15 protein-coding genes and 1 pseudogene are annotated in these 18,644 nt (G+C 70.7%); 7 read left to right on the top strand and 9 right to left on the bottom strand.

The genetic code is table 11. The features are described 5' to 3' along the window. Nucleotides 1–132, top strand: a pseudogene (locus tag ASF45_RS35165) (tripartite tricarboxylate transporter substrate binding protein BugD); the annotation flags it as partial. A 55-nt stretch (nt 133–187) separates the two neighbouring features. On the opposite strand, the gene ASF45_RS11030 reads toward ASF45_RS35165, so the two are convergent. From ASF45_RS11030 to ASF45_RS11005, 6 genes are all read right to left on the bottom strand, one after another. Further along, the gene (locus ASF45_RS11030; RefSeq protein WP_056661469.1) at nt 188–1,543 is read right to left on the bottom strand and encodes a DUF3526 domain-containing protein; all 1,356 of its coding nucleotides are present in this window, start codon (nt 1,541–1,543) and stop codon (nt 188–190) included. Further along, entirely contained in the window at nt 1,540–2,967 is a 1,428-nt protein-coding gene (locus ASF45_RS11025; protein ID WP_056661466.1) for a DUF3526 domain-containing protein, read from the bottom strand. The genes ASF45_RS11030 and ASF45_RS11025 overlap by 4 nt, the downstream gene beginning before the upstream one ends. Beyond that, nucleotides 2,964–3,689, bottom strand: a complete 726-nt coding sequence (locus ASF45_RS11020) for an ABC transporter ATP-binding protein (RefSeq protein WP_056661462.1) — start codon at nt 3,687–3,689, stop codon at nt 2,964–2,966. The genes ASF45_RS11025 and ASF45_RS11020 overlap by 4 nt, the downstream gene beginning before the upstream one ends. 1 nt (nt 3,690) lies before the next feature. Beyond that, complete coding sequence (locus ASF45_RS11015) at nt 3,691–5,796, bottom strand: TonB-dependent siderophore receptor (protein WP_056661459.1); 2,106 nt, start codon at nt 5,794–5,796, stop codon at nt 3,691–3,693. Between the two features lie 100 nt (nt 5,797–5,896). Next, nucleotides 5,897–6,232 (bottom strand): hypothetical protein, encoded by a 336-nt coding sequence (locus tag ASF45_RS11010; RefSeq protein WP_056661456.1) that lies wholly within the window; start codon nt 6,230–6,232, stop codon nt 5,897–5,899. Nucleotides 6,233–6,302: 70 nt separating this feature from the next. After that, nucleotides 6,303–8,393 (bottom strand): PQQ-dependent dehydrogenase, methanol/ethanol family, encoded by a 2,091-nt coding sequence (locus ASF45_RS11005; protein WP_056661453.1) that lies wholly within the window; start codon nt 8,391–8,393, stop codon nt 6,303–6,305. Between the two features lie 162 nt (nt 8,394–8,555). Between ASF45_RS11005 and ASF45_RS11000 the strand changes: the two genes are divergently transcribed. Next, nucleotides 8,556–9,566 (top strand): tripartite tricarboxylate transporter substrate binding protein, encoded by a 1,011-nt coding sequence (locus ASF45_RS11000; RefSeq protein ID WP_056661450.1) that lies wholly within the window; start codon nt 8,556–8,558, stop codon nt 9,564–9,566. Nucleotides 9,567–9,582: 16 nt separating this feature from the next. Here the strand turns inward: ASF45_RS11000 and ASF45_RS10995 are convergent, their stop codons facing one another. Next, complete coding sequence (locus ASF45_RS10995) at nt 9,583–9,909, bottom strand: DUF1840 domain-containing protein (protein ID WP_056661446.1); 327 nt, start codon at nt 9,907–9,909, stop codon at nt 9,583–9,585. Between the two features lie 5 nt (nt 9,910–9,914). Beyond that, nucleotides 9,915–11,183 carry a cyclopropane-fatty-acyl-phospholipid synthase family protein gene (locus tag ASF45_RS10990; RefSeq protein ID WP_056661443.1) on the bottom strand — a complete coding sequence of 423 codons (1,269 nt, stop codon included), beginning with the start codon at nt 11,181–11,183 and terminating at the stop codon, nt 9,915–9,917. A 122-nt stretch (nt 11,184–11,305) separates the two neighbouring features. Between ASF45_RS10990 and ASF45_RS10985 the strand changes: the two genes are divergently transcribed. The 5 genes from ASF45_RS10985 to ASF45_RS10965 are packed head-to-tail and all read left to right on the top strand — an operon-like array spanning nt 11,306 to nt 16,967. Further along, entirely contained in the window at nt 11,306–13,621 is a 2,316-nt protein-coding gene (locus ASF45_RS10985; protein WP_056661440.1) for a bifunctional salicylyl-CoA 5-hydroxylase/oxidoreductase, read from the top strand. A 1-nt stretch (nt 13,622) separates the two neighbouring features. After that, a complete protein-coding gene (locus ASF45_RS10980; protein ID WP_056661437.1) occupies nt 13,623–14,099 on the top strand; it encodes a MarR family winged helix-turn-helix transcriptional regulator in 477 nt (158 codons plus the stop codon). Continuing rightward, on the top strand, nt 14,096–14,950 hold the full coding sequence (locus ASF45_RS10975; RefSeq protein WP_056661434.1) for an enoyl-CoA hydratase family protein: 855 nt from the start codon (nt 14,096–14,098) through the stop codon (nt 14,948–14,950). The genes ASF45_RS10980 and ASF45_RS10975 overlap by 4 nt, the downstream gene beginning before the upstream one ends. Nucleotides 14,951–14,952: 2 nt before the next feature. Then, complete coding sequence (locus ASF45_RS10970) at nt 14,953–16,578, top strand: AMP-binding protein (RefSeq protein ID WP_056661431.1); 1,626 nt, start codon at nt 14,953–14,955, stop codon at nt 16,576–16,578. After that, a complete protein-coding gene (locus tag ASF45_RS10965; RefSeq protein WP_056661428.1) occupies nt 16,575–16,967 on the top strand; it encodes a RidA family protein in 393 nt (130 codons plus the stop codon). Before ASF45_RS10970 ends, ASF45_RS10965 begins: the two co-directional genes overlap by 4 nt. Before the next feature lie 31 nt (nt 16,968–16,998). On the opposite strand, the gene ASF45_RS10960 is transcribed toward ASF45_RS10965, so the two are convergent. Next, complete coding sequence (locus tag ASF45_RS10960) at nt 16,999–18,537, bottom strand: gamma-glutamyltransferase family protein (RefSeq protein WP_082550943.1); 1,539 nt, start codon at nt 18,535–18,537, stop codon at nt 16,999–17,001. Nucleotides 18,538–18,644 lie beyond the last annotated feature (107 nt).

Genomic DNA, 18,644 nt, shown 5'->3' with positions numbered 1-18,644 from the left:
AAGCAGGAGGGCCTGGGCGCCGTGGTGGCGAGCGACAAGCGCATCGAGCCGGCCGAGCACAAGAAGTTCGTGCAGGCCGAGGTGGCGCGCTTCGGCCCCGTCATCAAGGCGGCTGGCGTCTACGCCGACTGAGCGGGCGCATTCCCTCGCGCGAACAAGCCACCGTGCGCAGGCCCGGTGGCTTTTTTCATAGGCGTAGCCGCCGTGTGGCAAGCCCGCCGGCCAGCAGCGCCAGCGCACCGGCGGCGCCCAGTGCCAGCAGCGACGCCGCCGTGCCCTGCGTGCTGACCGGGCTGGCCTGGAATTGCGGCATGCGCGCGATGGCGTCGACCGTGAACGACCGGTCGTCGAACAGGTAGGGATAGAAGAAGCCGCGCAGCTGCGCATGGAAGTCCGCCACCGCATCCTGGTAGGCCAGCTGCGCAGCGAGGTCGGTGGCGGCCTGCCGGTGCAGCGCGGTCTGCACGCCTACGCCGGGCAGCATCCAGCCCAGCCGCTCGGTCCAGCGTTGGCGCGCCTGCAGCGCCGCGCGCCAGGCCTGCACGTCCTGCGCCACGCCCTCGTCGCCGAGTTGCTGGAAGGCGAAGTACCACTTCCAGTGGAAGCCTGCGGGCAGTGGCGCCGTGTCGCGCCACTGCGGATGGCTGGCGAAGAAGCGTTCCATGGTCTGCTCGCGTGGCTGGTCCCAAGCCCCGTGCACCAGCTCGCGCTGCGCCAGGGCCAGTTCCACGCCCTGGGCGGCGGGCAGCGCGCGTTGCAGCGCCGTGTGGGCCAGCGTGGGCAGCACCAGCGTCAGCAGCGCCCAGCAGCCCATGAGGGCCGTGGCGTGGGCAGCCGGGCTGCGGCCGCGGCTGCCCACGGCCAGCGCCAGGCCGCTCCAGAACGCGAGGTAGGCCAGCGTGGCCAGCACGGCTGTCGCCAGCGCCGCAACCGGCGTGCCCAGCAGCACAGAAGCCACCAGCACCGGCAGCAGCAGCGCCAGGGCGACCAGCGCCGCGCGCAGGGCCGCCCGGCGCAGCCACAGCCGCGGGCCGGCGCCAGGCAGGGCCAGCAGCGTAGCGAGCCGCCCGGCACGGCGTTCGCCCGAGACCAGGTCGTACAGCAGCGCGATCAGGAACAGTGGCGCGAGGTAGACCAGCACGAAGGCCCAGTCGAAGCGGCCGGCCAGCGCGAGTTCGGGGTTGACGCGCTCGCCTTCGTGCAGCTGCGATTGCAGCGCGAGCGCGCGCACGCGCAGCACCAGCGGGGCGCTGTCGCGCAGGCCCAGCGCGAGGAAGGCCGTGGGCGCAGGCGGGTTGGCCGTGGCGTGCTGGCCGTAATAGGCGGCAGAACCAGCGTCGCCCTGCGTGAGCGGCTTGCGCAGCTGGGCGGCCAGGTCGTGCTGCTGCAGCGGCGCCAGGCGGGCCAAGGTCGCCTGCTGGCGCGCGATCTCACGTGCGCCCGACCAGACCGACAGGCTGGACAAAAGCAGCAGCAGCGCGAGGGCTGCCAGCGCCAGCGGCGCGCGCGCGAGCAATCGCCATTCGTGGACGATCAGGCTCATGCGGCCACCCGTCCGATCCTGCGCGTGGCCCCTGCCAGCGCAGCGCCCAGGCCGGCCAGCCACAGCAGCAGCATGGCGCCCGCCGGGGCCGCCACGCGCAAAGCCTGCGCCGGTGGCGTGGGCTCGAAATGGAACATCGCGAGGTCGTGCCAGTGCTCGGCGCCGATGCGGTTGTCGCGGCTGGAGCGGTCGCCGGCCAGCGTGAGCTTCTCGGCCTGCAGGCGGTTCAGCGCCTGTACCAGCGCATAGCGGTGGCGCTCGCCTTGTTCGAGGAAGCTGCGGTAGGCCGCGAGGTCGGTGCCGGCCGCGGCCATGGACAGGCGCCGCAGCGCCAGCACCGGGCTCAATGCCGCCAGGCGGTCGACGCGGTCCAGCTGCGCCTGCTGCAGCGCGAAGCCGGCATCGGCATGGCGCACGAAGAGTTCGGACGTCAGGCGCTCGCCTTCCATCGCCACCAGACCTTTGTAGTTCTGCGGCAGGTCCTGCACGCGGGACACGCCATGCTGCGCGAGCAGGCGCGCGCGGAAGGCGGCGAAGTGCGGGTCGTCGGCATCGTGGCTGTCGCCCAGCGCGGCGAGTTCGCGCGCGATGGCGATGTCGGTCTCCATGCGCGTGGGCAGCGGCAGCTGGGCTGCGGCGAGCTCGGCCGCCAGGCGCGGCAGCAGCACCACGCCGACCGCCCAGACCGCCAGCAAGGCCACGAGCGCGCTGCGCGCCTGCCGCAGCCAGGCCGAGATGCAGACCGTGGCCAGCACCCACAGCGCGAGCCACAGCGCGTAGCCGGCCGCCAGCGTGGCGGCCAGCACGGCCGACGCCGGCGTGGCCAGGGCCATCCAGCCCAGCGCGAACAGGGCCGGCAGCAGGCCGAGGGCCGCCAGGCCCGCAAGCGCGAGCAGCTTGCCGGCGACGATCTGGCCCGGCCGCACGCCCTGGGCCAGCAGCTGGCGCAGCGTGCCGGCCTCGCGCTCGCGTGCCAGCGTGGCATGACCGGCGAAGACCAGCAGCAGCGGCGCCAGCACCTGCAGCACGAAGGCCGGCGTGAGCTGGCCGAAGCGCAGCAGCAGCGAGGACTGGCGCGCTTCGCTGAAGTTGGCGCTGTTCTGCCGGTGCCCTTCGAGGAACAGCGTGTGGCCGGTCTGCGCCTCCACGCCCGGGTCGAAGGCGGCCAGCGGGCTCAACGGCCGGAACACGAAGTGGCCGTAGTGCACCATGCGGTGCGGATGCCGGTCGGGCGAGGCCTCGAAGGCCTGGTCGACCTGGCTCTGTCGGCGTGCGCGCTCGGTGGTGAGTGCGTCGCGCTGCTCGGCCGCATGGAAGATGGCCGCGACCGTCAGCAGCAACAGCAGCGCCAGGCCCAGCACGGCCACACGGTCACGGCGCAGCCAGCGCCACTCTTCGCGCGCGATGCGCAGTGCCGGGCTCATGCCATGGCTCCCGCGCGCGCATAGTGCCGGTGCAGCGCGCGCACGTCGAAGCGTTCGGCGCCGCTGGCCGGCACCTCTTCGCGCAGCCGCCCCTGGTCCAGGAAACCGATGCGGTCGGCCACGTTCGCCGCGCCCAGCAGGTCGTGCGTGACCATCAGGATGGCCACGCCTTCGCCGCGCAGCCAGCCCAGCAGGCGGCTGAACTCGGCCTGGGCCTGCGGGTCCAGGCCAGAGGTCGGCTCGTCCAACAGCAGCACCGGCACGCGGCGCGCGAGCGCCAGACCGATGGCGACCTTCTGCCGCATGCCCTTGGAGAAGCCGGCCACGCGCCGGTCATGGGCGGCGGCGTCCAGGCCAGCGCGTGCGAGCGCGGCGGCGATGGCGTCCTGGCCCAGGCGTTGACCCGCGAGGTCCAGGAAGTAGGCCAGGTTCTCGTGCGCACTCAGGTGCTCGTACAGGGCCACGTTCTCGGGGATGTAGGCCAGTTGGCGCCGCGCCGCCGCGGCATCGCGCACGGGGTCGGCGCCCAGCACGCGCAACTGGCCGCGCGTGGGCTGCACGAAGCCCAGGAACAGGCTCAGCGTGGTGGTCTTGCCGGCGCCGTTGGCGCCGAGCAGGGCGTAGGTCTCACCGGGGGCGACGGCGAGGTCCAGGCCGCGCAGGATGCTGCGGCCGGCGTAGCCGGCCTCGACGGCTTGGGCGTGCAATGCAGGTTGGGGCATGTCAGAACTTGGCTTGCAGGCCGACGGTGATCGCGCGCTCCATGCCGGGTGCGACCCACAGGCGACTGAATGAACTGGTGTAGTAGGTGGCGTTGAACAGGTTGTCCACGTCCAGCGTGAGCCGCAGGGTGGGCGTCATGCGCCAGTAGGCGACCAGCTTGGCTGTGGTGTAGCTCGGCAGCTCGAACGCGGCCGTGCCGGCATTGGCTTCGTCCTGTGTGCGGGCCTGGCCCAGGCGCTTGCCCATGTGTGTGACGCCGCCGCCGATGCCGTAGCGCTGGCCGTTGGCCAGCGCGTCCTCGTACACGGCCAGCAGACTGCCGTTGACGCGCGGCACGTTGAGCAGGCGGCCGCCGACTTCGAGCTGGTTGTCGCGCGTGATCTCCACGTTGTTCCACACCAGGCTGGCGTTGACGCGCCAGTGGCTGCTGAGCTGGCCGGCCAGGTCGAACTCGATGCCGCGCGAGCGGATTTCGCCAGCGGCGACGGATTGACTGGAGTCGCTGGGGTCGGTGGTCTTGACGTTGCGCTTGCGGATGTCGAACAGCGCGGCCGTGGCGCCGATGCGTTTGTCGCGGCTTTCCCACTTGGTGCCGAGCTCCAGCGCACGGCCGCTCTCGGGCGCGAAGCTGTTGCCGGCCGCGTCGCTGGTGTTGGGGCGGAACGAACGGCCCGCGTTGGCGTAGACCGTCCACTGCGGCGTGGGCAGCCAGCTGAGGCCCACACGCGGCGAGGTGGACGAGGGCTGCTGCTGCGTCTGCGTGCTTCTGAGGCGGTTCAGCAGCGTTTGGTCGTAGCGGTCCACGCGCACGCCGGCCAGCAGCCGCCAGGCGGGGGCCAGCGTGATGGCGTCCTGCAGGTAGAAGGCCGTGTTGCGCTGGCGCTCGAAGGTGTCGGTGTTGGCCGCGGGCGTGGGCTGGGCTTGGCCGTAGACCGGGTTGTAGATGTCGATGGCGTAGGGCTGGCCATTCACGCGCAGCATGCGCGTGTCCATCTCGAAGCGGAAGCGCTCGACACCGAACAGCAGCTCGTGCGACAGATTGCCCGTCTCCACGCGGCCCTGCAACTCGGCCTGCAGCGCGAGGTCGTCTGAGTCGTAGTCGCGCAGGCGGCGCTGGCGCGTGAGCAGGCCGTTGGCCTGCAGCGCGGTGGCCTCGGTGGAGTAGCCGTGGATGCCCGTGGAGCGCTGCGACAGGCCGAGCCGCCCGGTCCAGCCGCTGGCCCAGAGGTGCGAGAGGATGAGCTGGTGCGTGCGGTTGTCCACGCGCACATCGCCATCGGCCGGCTCGCCCAGGAAGCGCGTGCGCGGGATCGCGCCGAGCCGGCCGTTCGCGAGGGCCACCACGCCGCGGTCCAGCGGCGTCTCGTGGCGCAGGATTTCGCCCGTGTACTCGAGCACCGTGTCGTTCGTGAGTTTCCAGGTGAAGGCCGGTGCCAGCACCTGGCGCTGCGATCCCACGTGCTCGCGCCAGCCGTTGCGGTCTTCGACCGCCACGTTGAGCCGGTAGGCGAAGTTCTCGCCGATAGGGCCGGTGCTGTCGAGCGCGCCGCGCTTCAGGCCATGGCTGCCACCATAGGCCTCGACGGCATGCGCGGCCTTCCAGAGCGGGCGCTTGGACACCACGTTGAGCGTGCCGCCCGGCTCGCTGCTGCCGTACAGCGCGGCGGCCGGGCCCTTGAGGAACTCGATGCGCTCCACACCGGCCAGGTCGCGCGGGGCGTTGAAGCCGCGGCCGGACGAGAAGCCGTTGAACAGCGTGGCCATGCCCACGTTCTGGTCGCCGGGCATACCGCGGATGGCGATGTTGTCCCATAACCCGCCGAAGTTGTTCTGGCGCGAGACGCCGCCCACGTAGTCGAGCACGTCGTCGAGCTTGGTGGCACCCAGGTCGTCGATGGCCTGGCGCGTGACGATGCGCACCGACTGCGGCAGCTCGCGCAGCGGCAGCTCGGTCTTGGCGCCGGCCGCTTCTTCGGCGTGATAGGCGCCGGAGGCGGTGCGGCCGACCACCTCGACGGTGGAGAGCTGGGCATCCTGGGCGAGGACGGGCAGGGATGTGCAGAGCGCGAGCGGCAGCAGCCGCCGCGTGAACGGAGGAAGGGACATGGGCGAAAGACAGCAAGACGCCTTCCGGCCGGATGGCGGGCAGGCGGAGACGGTGGCCGGTCAGGGCCGAACGGAGGGGGGCCGCGCGGGCGGCAGGGTCTCAGGCTTGCGGTGGATCGCGCGAGCGGAACGGCCAGCGCTCCGCGTTCAGCGCTGCGTCGGCACTGCGCCAGGGAATGGCGTGGCCAGCAATGGTGGCCGATGGGCAAGGCAGCAGCGGCGCCGCATCCAGCCCATGTTCCAGCTGCGCATGGCTGTGGCACCAGGCGCAGGCCGTGTGCGCCTCGGCGCGCTTGGCTGGCGCATCGTCATCGAGCAGGCTGGCCTGAGCCTCGCGCAGATGCTCGATGGCGTGCGCCGGCACGCCGATGGCCGTGTTGAAGAACACGGCCACCAGCAGCAGACGCAGCAGCAGGAGGCGGAGAGGAGCGCGCAAGAAAACGGGCCGCAGAAGATGCGGCCCGCGATTCTACTGAGAATGCAATCTCAGTTTCATGAAGGCCGGCTTACTTGGGCCGTACCGCATCCACCGTGCCCTGGATGAAGGCCTTGATCGCCTCCACATCGTCCATCGAGAGCTTGCCCGTGAAGTCGGGCATGCCGCGCGCCATGGCCGGGCCCTTGAACACGAACTTGTCCAAGTTCTCGATGAAGGCCGCGTCCATGGTGCCCAGGTTGGGGATGTTGCCGCCGCGGTCCACGCCCGGCACGCCGTGGCACAGCACGCAGTTGCTGACGTACAGCCCGGTGCCGGCCTCGACCTTGGCCGCGTCGTACTTCACGCCCTGCAGCAGCTTGCCCGCGCGGTACTCCACGAAGTCGGGCATCTTGGCGGTGCCGCCGACCGCGAAGGTGTAGACCGTGCCCGGGCCCTGGCGCTCGGTGGCGCGCGTGGCCTGGCCGTAGACGCCGCCCCAGCCGACCGCGATCGACACGTACTGCTTGCCGTCCACGAGGTAGGTGGACGGCGCGGCCACCACGCCGGTGCCCGTGGGCGTCTCCCAGAGCTTGGCGCCGGTCTTGGCGTCGTAGGCCACCATGCGGCCGTCGGCTGTGCCCTGGAACACCAGGTTGCCGGCCGTCGTCAGCGTGCCGCCGTTCCAGGGCGAGACATGCTCCACGCCCCAGGCCTCCTTCTGCGCCACCGGGTCCCAGGCCACGAGCCGGCCCATGGGCTTGCTCGTGGGCGGCGCGGCGTTCAGGAACATGGCGGTGTTCCAGCCCTGGTTGGAATGCGGACGCAGGGCCACGTTTTCGTTGAACTTCCAGTCCTTGTCGTCCATGAGGTTGATCGGCACATGCTGGGCCGGCAGGTAGACCAGGCCCGTCTGCGGGTTGAACGACATCGGGTGCCAGTTGTGCGCGCCGTAGGGGCCGGGCATGCTCTCGCCGGGCTTGTCGTTCTGGCGCGCGGCGGCGATTTCGATCGGCCGGCCCTTGGTGTCGTAGCCCGAGGCCCAGTTCACCTCGACGAAGTTCTTGGCCGAGATGAACTTGCCGTTGGTGCGGTCGATCACGAAGAAGAAGCCGTTCTTGGGCGCATGCAGGATCACCTTGCGCGGCTTGCCGGCGACCTTGATGTCGGCCAGGATCATCGGCTGCGTGGACGTGTAGTCCCAGTTGTCGCCCGGCGTCTCCTGGTAGTGCCACTTGTAGGCGCCGGTGTCCGGGTCCAGCGCGACGATGGAGGCCAGGTACAGGTTGTCGCCGCCCTTGGGGCTGCGCTTGCTGCGGGCCCAGGGCGAGCCGTTGCCGGTGCCGATGTACATGAGGTTGAGTTCCGGGTCGAAGGCCATGGTGTCCCACACCGTGCCGCCGCCGCCGGCTTCCCAGTACTTGCCGGACGGGTCCCAGGTCTTGGCCGCGCGCGCCATCGATGCATCTTCATAGGGCTTGGCCGGATCGCCCGGCACCGTGAACCAGCGCCACTTCTGGTCGCCGGTGTTGGCGTCGTAGGCCGTGATGTAGCCGCGCACGCCGTACTCGGCGCCGCCGTTGCCGATCAGGACCTTGCCCTTGAACACGCGCGGCGCACCCGTGATGGTGTAGCTGCGTGCATGGTCGATCAGCGTGTCCTTCTCCCACAGCACACGGCCGCTGGCCGCGTCCAAGGCGATCAGCCTGCCGTCGTAGGCGCCCACATAGACCTTGCCCTCCCACAGCGCGACGCCGCGGTTGACCACGTCGCAGCAGCCGCGAAAGCCCTTGGACTTGTCGACCTGCGGGTCGTAGCTCCAGATGCGCTGGCCGCTGCGCACGTCGATGGCGTGCACCACGCTCCACGAGGCCGTCACGTACATCACGCCGTCGACGACCAGGGGCGTGGCTTCCACGCCGCGCGTGCTCTCCAGGTTGTAGGACCAGACCAGCCCGAGCTGCTTCACGTTGCCGGCGTTGATCTGGTCGAGCCGGCTGTAGCGTGTCTCGGCGTAGTCGAGCCCGACGCTGGGCCAGTCCGGTGTCTTGGCCGCGTTGGCGCGGATGAAGCTGCCGTTGACCTTTTTCGTGGCGCTCGCCGCGCGCTCGGCCGGCGTCTGTGCCGCAACCGAAAGCGCCAGCGCGGACAGGGCCAGCGCAGCAAGGGAACGTACGACCATCGTGGTGTCTCCTCTTGTTGTTGGGGTGCTGCCGAGCATCTGCGCGCTGGGCAGTCGGGTGCTCCGTACTTTCCCTAGCCGCTGTCGCACGGGTTACCACTGGCGCAGTGCGGCATGGCGCTCGCCTAGCATGGCGGCCATTGCTGAACAGAGAAAGCCGCGATGCCATCCATCCTGTCGATCCGCCGCCTGCTGCTGGGCGCCGCCGCACTGGCCGCCTGTGCCCATGCCCTGCCCGTGCTGGCCCAGTCGGGCTGGCCCACCAAGCCCATCCGCATGGTCGTGCCGTTTGCGCCGGGCGGCACCACCGACATCCTGGCCCGCGCGGTGGCGGTGGAGCTCACCAAGTCGCTGGGCCAGCCCGTGGTGGTGGACAACAAGGCCGGCGCCGGCGGCAACATCGGCGCCGACATCGTGGCCAAGGCCGCGCCGGACGGCTACACCATCCTGATGGGCACGGTGGGCACGCACGCCATCAACAAGTGGCTCTACGACAAGATGCCCTACGACCCGGTGAAGGACTTCGCGCCGATCAGCCTGGTGGCCGGCGTGCCCAACGTGATGGTGGTCAATGCCGACAAGGCACGCGCCCTGAAGATCCACAACGTGCAGGACTTCATCGCCTATGCCAAGGCCAACCCGGGCAAGCTCAACATGGCCTCCAGCGGCAACGGCACGTCCATCCACATGGCCGGCGAGCTGTTCAAGACCATGACGGGCGCCTACATGGTGCACTTCCCGTACCGGGGCTCGGGCCCTGCACTCATGGACATGGTGGGCGGCAACATGGACGTGATGTTCGACAACCTGCCCTCGGCCATGCAGCAGATCAAGGCCGGCAAGCTGACCGCGCTGGCGGTCACGAGTGCCCAGCGCTCTGCCGCGCTGCCCGACGTGCCCACCGTGGAGCAGGCCGGCGGCCCCGCGCTCAAGGGCTTCGAGGCCAGCTCCTGGTTCGGCCTGCTGGCACCTGCTGGCACGCCGCCTGAGATCGTCAACCGCATCCAGCAGGACGTGGCCAAGGCGATCAAGACCCAGGATGTCAACGAGCGGCTGCTGGCGCAGGGCGCGATCCCGAGCGGCAACACGCCGCAGCAGTTCGCCGCGCTGATCGCCGCGGAACTGAAGAAGTGGCAGCCCGTGGTCAAGGCCTCGGGCGCGAAGGTGGACTGAAGGGGGGGCGGGGGGGCTACACGCCCCAGACCACGTCCTGGCCCGCGGCCTGGGCGCGTCGCAGCATCTCGATGAAAGGCACGGCGCGCTGGCGCAGCGACACCACTTCGGGCTTGGTCCTGGGCTGCTCGCCCTTGGCGCGGGCCTCGTCCTCGGCGGCCTTCTGAGCCGCTTCTTCCTCGGCGATGGCCTTCTCCAGCGCGGCCACGGCTTGCGTCATCTGCGCGGGCTGGATGATGCCGCTGGGTCCTGGCTCCTTGCCGATCAACTGCAGCACGCGGCGCCCGTTGGGCTCCAGCATGATGAGGTCGCCGGTGGCCTTGGACTTGAACTTGAACAGCATGGGGGTCAGCGGTACATGTAACCGCGGTTGAACGGATAGGGAGATTGTGCGCCCGTCATCGGGCCCACCCGGGTGCTGCCGCTGGGCCGGCTGGCCAGCATCTGGTGCAGCGAGATCCAGTCGTGCTCGAAGCTCATGGCGCTGCCCGCCAGGTACAGCCGGTAAGCGCGCAGCACGCGCTCGGCGTGACCCGCCTCCTTGGCGGTGGCCGCCAGCACCTTCCGGGCTTCGTCCAGCCGGGCCTCCAGCGCATCCGACCAGGCCCACAGCGTGCGTGCGTAGTGCGGCCGCAGGTTCTCCGTGTCCACCATTTCCAGGCCGGCGCCCGCCATCTCGCGCAGCACGTGGGAGACGTGCAGCAGCTCGCCGCCCGGGAAGATGTACTTCTCGATGAAGTCGCCCATGCCGGCGCCGAGCTGGTCGTGGTGCACCGACGAGCCCGTGATGCCGTGGTTCAGCACCAGACCGCCCGGCTTAAGCAGATCGTGGATGCGCGCGAAGTAGGTCGGCATGTTGGCCCGGCCCACATGCTCGAACATGCCGACCGAAGCGATCTTGTCGAACGGCTCGGCGTCCAGGTCACGGTAGTCGCACAACAGCATGCGCACCCGGCCCGACAGGCCGCGCCGCTCGATCTCGCGGTTCACGTGTGCGTGCTGGTTGTGCGAGAGCGTGATGCCCGTGGCGTCCACGCCGTAGTGCTCGGCGGCCCACAGCAGCAGGCCGCCCCAGCCTGCGCCCACGTCCAGGAAGCGCTCGCCGCCGCGCAGCATGAGCTTCCTGCAGATGTGGTCGAGCTTGGCCTCCTGCGCCTGGCCGAGCGTCATGTCGGCCTCGCGGAAGTAGGCGCAGGAGTAGACGCGTTTGTCGTCCAGCCACAGCGCGTAGAAGTCGTCCGAGACGTCGTAGTGGAACTGGATCTGCTCGGCGTCCTTGGCGTGCGAATGTGCGGCCAGCGACCTCGCGCGGCGCAGCATGTTGCCCCACCAGCCGGACGCCCCCTGTTCGCCCGGATGCCCGGGCAGCAGGCGGGCCGCCACTTCCATGAGGTCGCGCATCCGGCCCTGCAGCTGTACGCGGCTTTCGACGAAGTCCTCGGCCAGCCGGCCGATCTGCCCGGCAGCCATGGTGGCCAGACTGGACCAGTCCTGGAACGACAGCGTGACCTTGGCGCCGTTGGCGCCCACGCGTTCACCGGCCGGCAGCTGCAGCGCGACGGGAACCGGCAGTCCCTGCAGCTGGGCCTCGATCTTGGGGATGAGGGGGTTGCGCATGCAACAAATTCTTGCCAATTGCGAAAGCCCTGGTCAAGGCATGGTTCTGTAGGACGGGGCCGCGTACCTTCCTCTGTTCAACCCGATTGACATGCAATAGTTCATGTCTAAACTATTCTTGCATGAACATCCTGTGCATCGGCGGAGGGCCTGCCGGCCTGTACTTCGCGCTGCTGATGCAGCGGCAGAACCCCGCGCACCGCGTCACGGTGCTGGAGCGTAACCGCGCTGGCGATACCTTCGGCTGGGGTGTAGTGCTGTCCGACCAGACGCTGGGGAACCTGCAGGCGGCGGATGCGGCGTCGGCCGCGTGCATCGGCGAGCAGTTCCACCACTGGGACGACATCGAAGTTTTTTTCAAGGGCCGCAGCCTGCGTTCAGGCGGCCACGGGTTCTGCGGCATCGGCCGCAAGCAGCTGCTGGACATCCTGCGGACGCGCTGCAGCGCGCTCGGCGTGCAGTTGGTCTTCGAGACCGAGGTGCGCGATGACCAGGATGCAGCGCGGCAGTACGCGGCCGACCTCGTCATCGCCTGCGACGGCCTGAACAGCCGCGTGCGCCAGCGCTATGCAGAGACCTTCCGCCCGGACGTGGACCTGCGCGCCTGCCGCTTCGTCTGGCTGGGCACGCGCAAGCGCTTCGATGCCTTCACCTTCGCCTTCGAGCGGACCGCGCACGGCTGGTTCCAGGCGCATGCCTACCAGTTCGACGGCGAGACCTCGACCTTCATCGTCGAGACGCCCGAGGCCGTCTGGCAGGCCCATGGCCTGGACCGCATGGCCCAGGAGGATGGCATCGCGTTCTGCGAGCGGCTGTTCGCACACTACCTGGATGGCGAGAAGCTCATGAGCAATGCCGCGCACCTGCGCGGCTCTGCCATCTGGATCCGCTTTCCGCGCGTGGTCTGCGCGCGCTGGGTACACCGGCTCGCGCTCGACGGCCGTAGCGTGCCCATGGTGCTGATGGGCGACGCCGCGCACACCGCACACTTCTCGATCGGCAGCGGCACCAAGCTCGCACTGGAGGATGCGATCGACCTGGCCGGCGCTATCGCCACCGAGCCCACGCTGGACGCGGCGCTGGCTGCCTTCGAGGCGCGCCGCAGCGTGGAGGTGCTCAAGATCCAGAACGCGGCGCGCAACTCCACCGAGTGGTTCGAGAACGTGGCGCGCTACAGCGGCCTGCCGATGGAACAGTTCATGTATTCGCTGCTCACGCGCTCGCAGCGCATCGGCCACGAGAACCTGCGCCTGCGCGACGCGCGCTGGCTCGGCGACCACGAGCGCTGGCTGGCCGGCGGCACCCAAGCGCGGCTGCCCATGCTGCTGCCGCTCACGGTGCGCGGGCTCACGCTCAAGAACCGCATCCTGGTCTCGCCCATGGCCACCTACAGCGCCGTCGACGGCGTGCCGCAGGACTTCCACCTCGTGCACCTGGGCGCGCGTGCGCTCGGTGGGGCGGCCATGGTGGTCGTGGAGATGACCAGTCCCACGCCCGAGGGCCGCATCACGCCGGGCTGCCCGGGTCTGTGGAACGCGGCGCAGCAGCAGGCCTTTGCGCGCATCGTCGACTTCGTGCATGCCAGCAGCAGCGCCGCCATCGGTCTGCAGCTGGGCCACAGCGGCCCCAAGGGCTCGACCCAGCGCGGCTGGGATGCGGTGGACGCGCCGCTGCCCGCGGGCAACTGGCCCCTGCTGGCGGCCAGCGCCGTGGCCTACGGCCCCGACAACCAGGTGCCGCAGGCCATGACGCGTGCCGACATGGACGCGCTGCGCGACGCCTTCGTGGCCGCCACCGGGCGCGCCGCCGCCGCCGGCTTCGACTGGCTGGAGCTGCATTGCGCGCACGGCTACCTGTTGTCGAGCTTCATCACGCCGCTGACCAACCTGCGCAGCGACGCGTACGGCGGCCCGCTGGAGAACCGGCTGCGCTATCCGCTCGAGGTCTTCACGGCGATGCGCGCGGTCTGGCCCGCCGAGCGGCCCATGAGCGTGCGCATCTCGGCGCACGACTGGGTGCCCGGCGGCCACACCGGCGACGATGCCGTGGCAGTTGCGCGCGCCTTCCAGGCGGCAGGCTGCGACGTGATCGACGTGTCCTCAGGCCAGACCACGCGCGCGGCCAAACCGGTCTACGGCCGCATGTACCAGACCCCGTTCGCCGACCGCATCCGCCAGGAGGTGGGCATCCGCACCATCGCGGTCGGCGCCATCACCGACGGCGACCAGGCCAACGGCATCATCGCCGCGGGCCGCGCCGACCTGTGCGCCGTGGCGCGCCCGCACCTGGCCGATCCGGCCTGGACCCTGCACGAAGCCGCGCGCCTGCAGGCCGCACCGCAGCCCGATTGGCCGCTGCCCTACCTGGCCGGGCGCGACCAGCTGCTGCGCGAGCTGGCGCGCCAGCGTGCTGCCACCGACGAACCCGAAAAACTCTGACATGGACCTCGAAGCCCGCGCCCACAGCGAACATCCGCAGGAGCTGCGCCTGTGGCTGCGCATGCTGACCTGCACCCAGCAGGTCGAACGCCAGATCCGCGCGCGCCTGCGCACCCAGTTCGGCACCACCTTGCCGCGTTTCGACCTGATGGCCCAGCTCGAGCGCGTGCCCGCGGGGCTCAAGATGCGCGAACTCTCGGCGCGCCTGATGGTGACGGGTGGCAATGTCACGGGCATCACCGACCAACTGGTCGCCGAAGGACTGGTGGAGCGCGTGGACGTGGAGGGCGACCGGCGTGCCTACCGGGTGCGGCTGACCGCGCGCGGCCGCGCCCAGTTCCATGCCATGGCGCAGCAGCACGAGCAGTGGATCGTCGAGGCCTTCGCCGGCCTGGGCGCGCGCGACATCGCCACGCTGCACAAGCTGCTGGGCAAGGTCAAGCAGCACACGCAACACAACTTCCTGGAGACCGAATGACCTATCCCATCGGCGCGGACAACCCCATGCGCGCCCAGTTCTCCGAGCGCGCCGGCTACCAGGGGCGGCATGTCGACTGGCAGGTCGAAGCCGGTGTGGGCACCATCACCCTGCGCCGGCCCGAGCGCAAGAACCCGCTGAGCTTCGAATCCTACGCTGAGCTGCGCGACCTCTTCCATGGCCTGCGCTTCGCCACCGACGTCAAGGCGGTGGTGTTGGCCGGGGCCGGCGGCAATTTCTGCTCGGGCGGCGACGTGCACGAGATCATCGGCCCGCTGACCCGCATGCCCATGCCCGAGCTGCTGGCCTTCACGCGCATGACGGGAGAACTGGTCAAGTGCATGCGTGCCTGCCCGCAACCCATCGTGGGCGCCATCGACGGGGTCTGCGCCGGTGCCGGCGCGATGCTGGCGCTGGCCTGCGACCTGCGCTATGGCACCGAGTCGGCACGCACGGCCTTCCTGTTCACGCGCGTGGGCCTGGCCGGTGCCGACATGGGCGCCTGCGCGCTGCTGCCGCGCTTGATCGGCCAGGGCCGCGCGTCCGAGCTGCTGTACACGGGCCGCGCCATGACGGCCGCCGAAGGCCTGGCCTGGGGCTTCTTCAATGCCCTGCACGCGCCCGACGCGCTGTTGGCCGGGGCCCAGGCCATGGCGCGCGAGCTGGCCGCCGGCCCCAGCTTCGCCCATGGCATGACCAAGACCATGCTGGCGCAGGAGTGGGCCATGGGCATCGACCAGGCCATCGAGGCCGAGGCCCAGGCCCAGGCCATCTGCATGCAGACGGAAGACTTTCGCAGGGCGTACGAAGCCTTCGCCGCCAAGCGCAAGCCCGTCTTCCAGGGAGACTGAGCATGGTCCGCGGCACCAGCGCGCAGCTTGATCGCTTCGTGCACGAGCGCCTGCCGCCGCCGGCGCAATGCGCACAGCTGCGCTACGACCTGCCGGAGCTGCAGCTGCCCGACCAGCTCAACCTGGTCGAGGAACTGCTGGACAAGGCGGCCGGGCAGCCCTGGGCCGATGGCCCGCTGCTGCGCTCGGACACGCGCACGCTGAGCTACCGCGAGGCGCGCACCGAGGTCGACCGCATCGTCCAGGTGCTGACCGAGGACCTGGGCCTGGTGCCGGGCAACCGCGTGCTGCTGCGCGGCGGCAACTCCATCATGCTGGCGCTGGCCTGGCTGGCCGTGGTCAAGGCCGGGCTGATCGCGGTGGCCACGATGCCCTTGCTGCGCGCGCGCGAACTCGGCCAGATCATCGCCAAGGCGCAGCCGGCAGCGGCGCTGTGCGAGGTGCGGCTGGTCGACGAGCTGCGCCAGGCGCCCGGCGCAGACCAGTTGCCGGCCGGCACAGTGGTCTTCCACGCGCCCGACGACGCCACCAGCCTGGAGGCACGCGCAGCACGCAAGCCCGGCCGCGCCGCCGCCTGCCCGACCGCTGCCGACGACATCGCGCTGATCGCCTTCACCTCGGGCACCACGGGCCGGCCCAAGGCGCCCGTCATCAGCCACCGCGACGTGCTGGCCATGTGCAACTGCTGGCCACGCCATGTGCTGCGCGCGCGCAGCGAGGACGTCGTGGTCGGTTCGCCGCCGCTGGCCTTCACCTTCGGCCTGGGTGGACTGCTGCTGTTCCCGATGTGGGCGGGCGCCTCGGTCTTTTTCCCGGAGGCGCCCTACACGCCCGAGAGCCTGGTGCGCCAGGCGCGCGCGGTCGGCGCCACCATCTGCTACACGGCGCCGACCTTCTACCGCCAGATGGCGCCGCACGCCAAGGCGTTGGGCGGGCTGCCGCAGCTGCGGCTTTGCGTCAGCGCCGGCGAGGCGCTGCCGGACGCCACGCGCCAGCTCTGGAAGGAGGCCACGGGCATCGAGATGCTGGACGGCATCGGCGGCACCGAGGTGTTCCACATCTACATCTCTTCGCCGCCCGAGCGCGTGCGGCGCGGCGCTGTGGGCCAGGTGGTGCCGGGTTTCATGGCCCGGGTCGTCGACGAGGAGGGCCGCGAACTGCCGCACGGCAGCGTCGGCCGCCTTGCGCTGATCGGCCCGGTGGGCTGCCGCTATCTGGACGACGCGCGCCAAACGCAGTATGTGCAGGGCGGCTGGAACTACCCGGGCGATGCCTTCGTCGAGGACGCCGACGGTTACTTCTTCTACCAGGCCCGGGCCGACGACATGATTGTCACGGCGGGCTACAACGTGGGCGGCCCCGAGGTCGAGGACGTGCTGCTGCAGCACCCGGCCGTGGCCGAGTGCGCCGTGGTCGGCAAGCCCGATGCCGAGCGCGGCATGCTGGTCAAGGCCTTCTGCGTGCTGCGGCCGGGCCACAGTGGCGATGCGGCACTGGTACGCGCGCTGCAGGCCCATGTGAAGGCCAGCCTGGCGCCCTACAAATACCCGCGCGAGGTGGTCTTCCTGCCGGCACTGCCGCGCACGGAGACCGGCAAGCTGCAGCGCTACAAGTTGAGAGAGCCATGAAGTTCCTGCAACCCCCCGGCTGGGCCCATGCCAAGGGCTATGCGAACGGCGTGGCCGCCCGCGGCACGCTGGTGTGCGTGGGCGGCCAGATCGGCTGGAATGCCGCGCAGCAGTTCGAGAGCGATGACTTCGTCGACCAGACCGCCCAGGCCCTGGCCAATGTGGTGGCGGTGCTGCGCGAGGCCGGTGCCGGGCCCGAGCACATCGTGCGCATGACCTGGTACGTGACCGACCGCGCGGAGTACCTGCGCCGCCAGCGCGAACTGGGCCAGGCCTACCGCGCCCACATGGGCCGGCACTTCCCGGCCATGAGTTGCGTGGAGGTCAGCGCGCTGATGGAGGCGCGGGCCAAGGTGGAGATCGAGGCCACGGCCGTGCTGCCCGATTGACAAAAAATGGCCGCTGCCGCGGCCATGCCCCCTACCAGGCCACGGCATGCGCCTGCCGGCGCAGGTCGGCGACGGCTTCCAGGCCGCCATGCGCATGGGCGCGCACCGCCTTGACGGAGCCGAAGTACAGCGGCTGGCCCGCGTCCTCCTGCACGGTGAGTCCGTGCGCGCGCAGGGCTGGCGCCACGGCCGCGTCCATGCCGGCTTCCAGCAGCACCTCGCCCGCATCGTTGAAGCTCCAGCGCGGCCGGCCCGCGAGCTCGCCCAGCGTGGCCTCGCTTTCCAGCGCGCCGCTGGCCAGCTGCAAACCGCCGGTGGTCTGGCCGATGCCACCCGGCGAGATGGCGGCCAGCTCGACCCGGTTGCCGTGCACCACGATCCAGGGCGACAGCGTGTGCGCCGGACGGGCGCGCGGCTGCACGCTGTTGGGCAGGCCGGGTTCGGCGCGGAACTCGGCCATGCGGTTGTTCAGCAGAACGCCGGTGCCGGGGTCCACGGCGCCGCTGCCCAGCGGCTGGAACACGCTTTGCAGCAGGGCGACGGCGTTGCCGTCCACGTCCATGGCGACGAAGCCGGTGGCATCGGCGGGCGTGAGCCGCGTGGCGGTGGCGTCCAGTGGGCCGTTGCCGATGTGGCGCTCGCCGAGCTCGAAGTCGGCCGGCATGAGGCGTCGGCGCGCGGGGTCGCCCAGCCGGGCGCGGTAGCGCTGCAGCACGGCCACGGCGCGCAGCACGTCGTGCGCAGGGTCGTTCTGCGACGCGCCGGCGGCGGCCCGCAGGTTGAGCTGGCGCAGCATCAGCACGCCGGCCGAGTTGGGCGGCGCCACATGCACCTGGCGGCCGGCGTAGTGCGTGCTCCAGCTTTCCCACCAGTCGGCCTGGGCCTGCGCCAGGTCGTCCTGGCCCAGCCAGCCGCCGTGCTCGGCGCAGAAGGCGGCCAGGCTGCGCGCGACCCAGCCGGTGTAGAAGCCCCCCTCGCCCTGCCGCGCGATGGCCTGCAACACTTCGGCCAGCTGCGGCTGGCGCATGGGCTGACCCGCGGCGAGCGGCTGGCCGTTGCGGTGGAATGCGTCGGTGAAGCCTGGTTGTGTCGCGATGCTGGGATCGGCCTGCAGCAGGTTGCGCGCAAGCTCCTCGGAGGTGCCGATGCCGGCCGAGGCCGCTGCGATGGCGGGCGCCAGCAACTGCGCCCAGGGCAGCCGGCCGAAGCGCTCGTGGGCGCGGGCCCACAGCCGCGCCAGCGTGGGCGTGACTGCGGCGCGCACCCCGTGCCGTGGCAGGCCGGTGCTGGCCAGCCCCTCCACCGGCGTGGCGGCCGGCGCCCGGCCGGTGCCGTTGAGTACCTGCACCTGGTGCGACACCGCGTCGTAGACCAGCAGCACGCCGCAGCCGCCCAGCGATCCGGCGTGCGGCAAGGTCACTGTCAACATTGCCGACGCGGCCACCATCGCGTCCACCAGCGAGCCGCCTTGCTCGACCACGCGCTGGGCCGTCAAGGTGGCGAGATGGTGGCCGCTGGCAAGCGCGGTGAGTCGACCGTATTGGCTCTTGGGACGGGGAGGCTTTGGCATGTCAGCAGTTCGACGCTGGCGGGGCGTCTTGGTTCACGGCCGTTGCACGGAACACGGAGGGCGTGCCGGACCGCCAGCAACCTGCGTGCCAGGGTGCGGATGGTCTG

The organism is Pseudorhodoferax sp. Leaf265 (assembly GCF_001422365.1).
Classification (GTDB): Bacteria; Pseudomonadota; Gammaproteobacteria; order Burkholderiales; family Burkholderiaceae_C; genus Pseudorhodoferax.
Note: the sequence above shows the minus strand (reverse complement) of the source record. Positions and strands in the feature narration are given on the sequence as shown.

Bases quoted from the DNA above. Each gene is read 5' to 3' on its own strand.
- ASF45_RS11005 (WP_056661453.1), bottom strand. From the start codon at position 8,393: ATGGTCGTACGTTCCCTTGCTGCGCTGGCCCTGTCCGCGCTGGCGCTT.
- ASF45_RS10975 (WP_056661434.1), top strand. From the start codon at position 14,096: ATGACCTATCCCATCGGCGCGGACAACCCCATGCGCGCCCAGTTCTCC.
- ASF45_RS11025 (WP_056661466.1), bottom strand. From the start codon at position 2,967: ATGAGCCCGGCACTGCGCATCGCGCGCGAAGAGTGGCGCTGGCTGCGC.
- ASF45_RS10980 (WP_056661437.1), top strand. From the start codon at position 13,623: ATGGACCTCGAAGCCCGCGCCCACAGCGAACATCCGCAGGAGCTGCGC.
- ASF45_RS11000 (WP_056661450.1), top strand. From the start codon at position 8,556: ATGCCATCCATCCTGTCGATCCGCCGCCTGCTGCTGGGCGCCGCCGCA.
- ASF45_RS10970 (WP_056661431.1), top strand. From the start codon at position 14,953: ATGGTCCGCGGCACCAGCGCGCAGCTTGATCGCTTCGTGCACGAGCGC.
- ASF45_RS11030 (WP_056661469.1), bottom strand. From the start codon at position 1,543: ATGAGCCTGATCGTCCACGAATGGCGATTGCTCGCGCGCGCGCCGCTG.
- ASF45_RS11020 (WP_056661462.1), bottom strand. From the start codon at position 3,689: ATGCCCCAACCTGCATTGCACGCCCAAGCCGTCGAGGCCGGCTACGCC.
- ASF45_RS10960 (WP_082550943.1), bottom strand. From the start codon at position 18,537: ATGCCAAAGCCTCCCCGTCCCAAGAGCCAATACGGTCGACTCACCGCG.
- ASF45_RS10985 (WP_056661440.1), top strand. From the start codon at position 11,306: ATGAACATCCTGTGCATCGGCGGAGGGCCTGCCGGCCTGTACTTCGCG.
- ASF45_RS10995 (WP_056661446.1), bottom strand. From the start codon at position 9,909: ATGCTGTTCAAGTTCAAGTCCAAGGCCACCGGCGACCTCATCATGCTG.
- ASF45_RS10990 (WP_056661443.1), bottom strand. From the start codon at position 11,183: ATGCGCAACCCCCTCATCCCCAAGATCGAGGCCCAGCTGCAGGGACTG.
- ASF45_RS11015 (WP_056661459.1), bottom strand. From the start codon at position 5,796: ATGTCCCTTCCTCCGTTCACGCGGCGGCTGCTGCCGCTCGCGCTCTGC.
- ASF45_RS10965 (WP_056661428.1), top strand. From the start codon at position 16,575: ATGAAGTTCCTGCAACCCCCCGGCTGGGCCCATGCCAAGGGCTATGCG.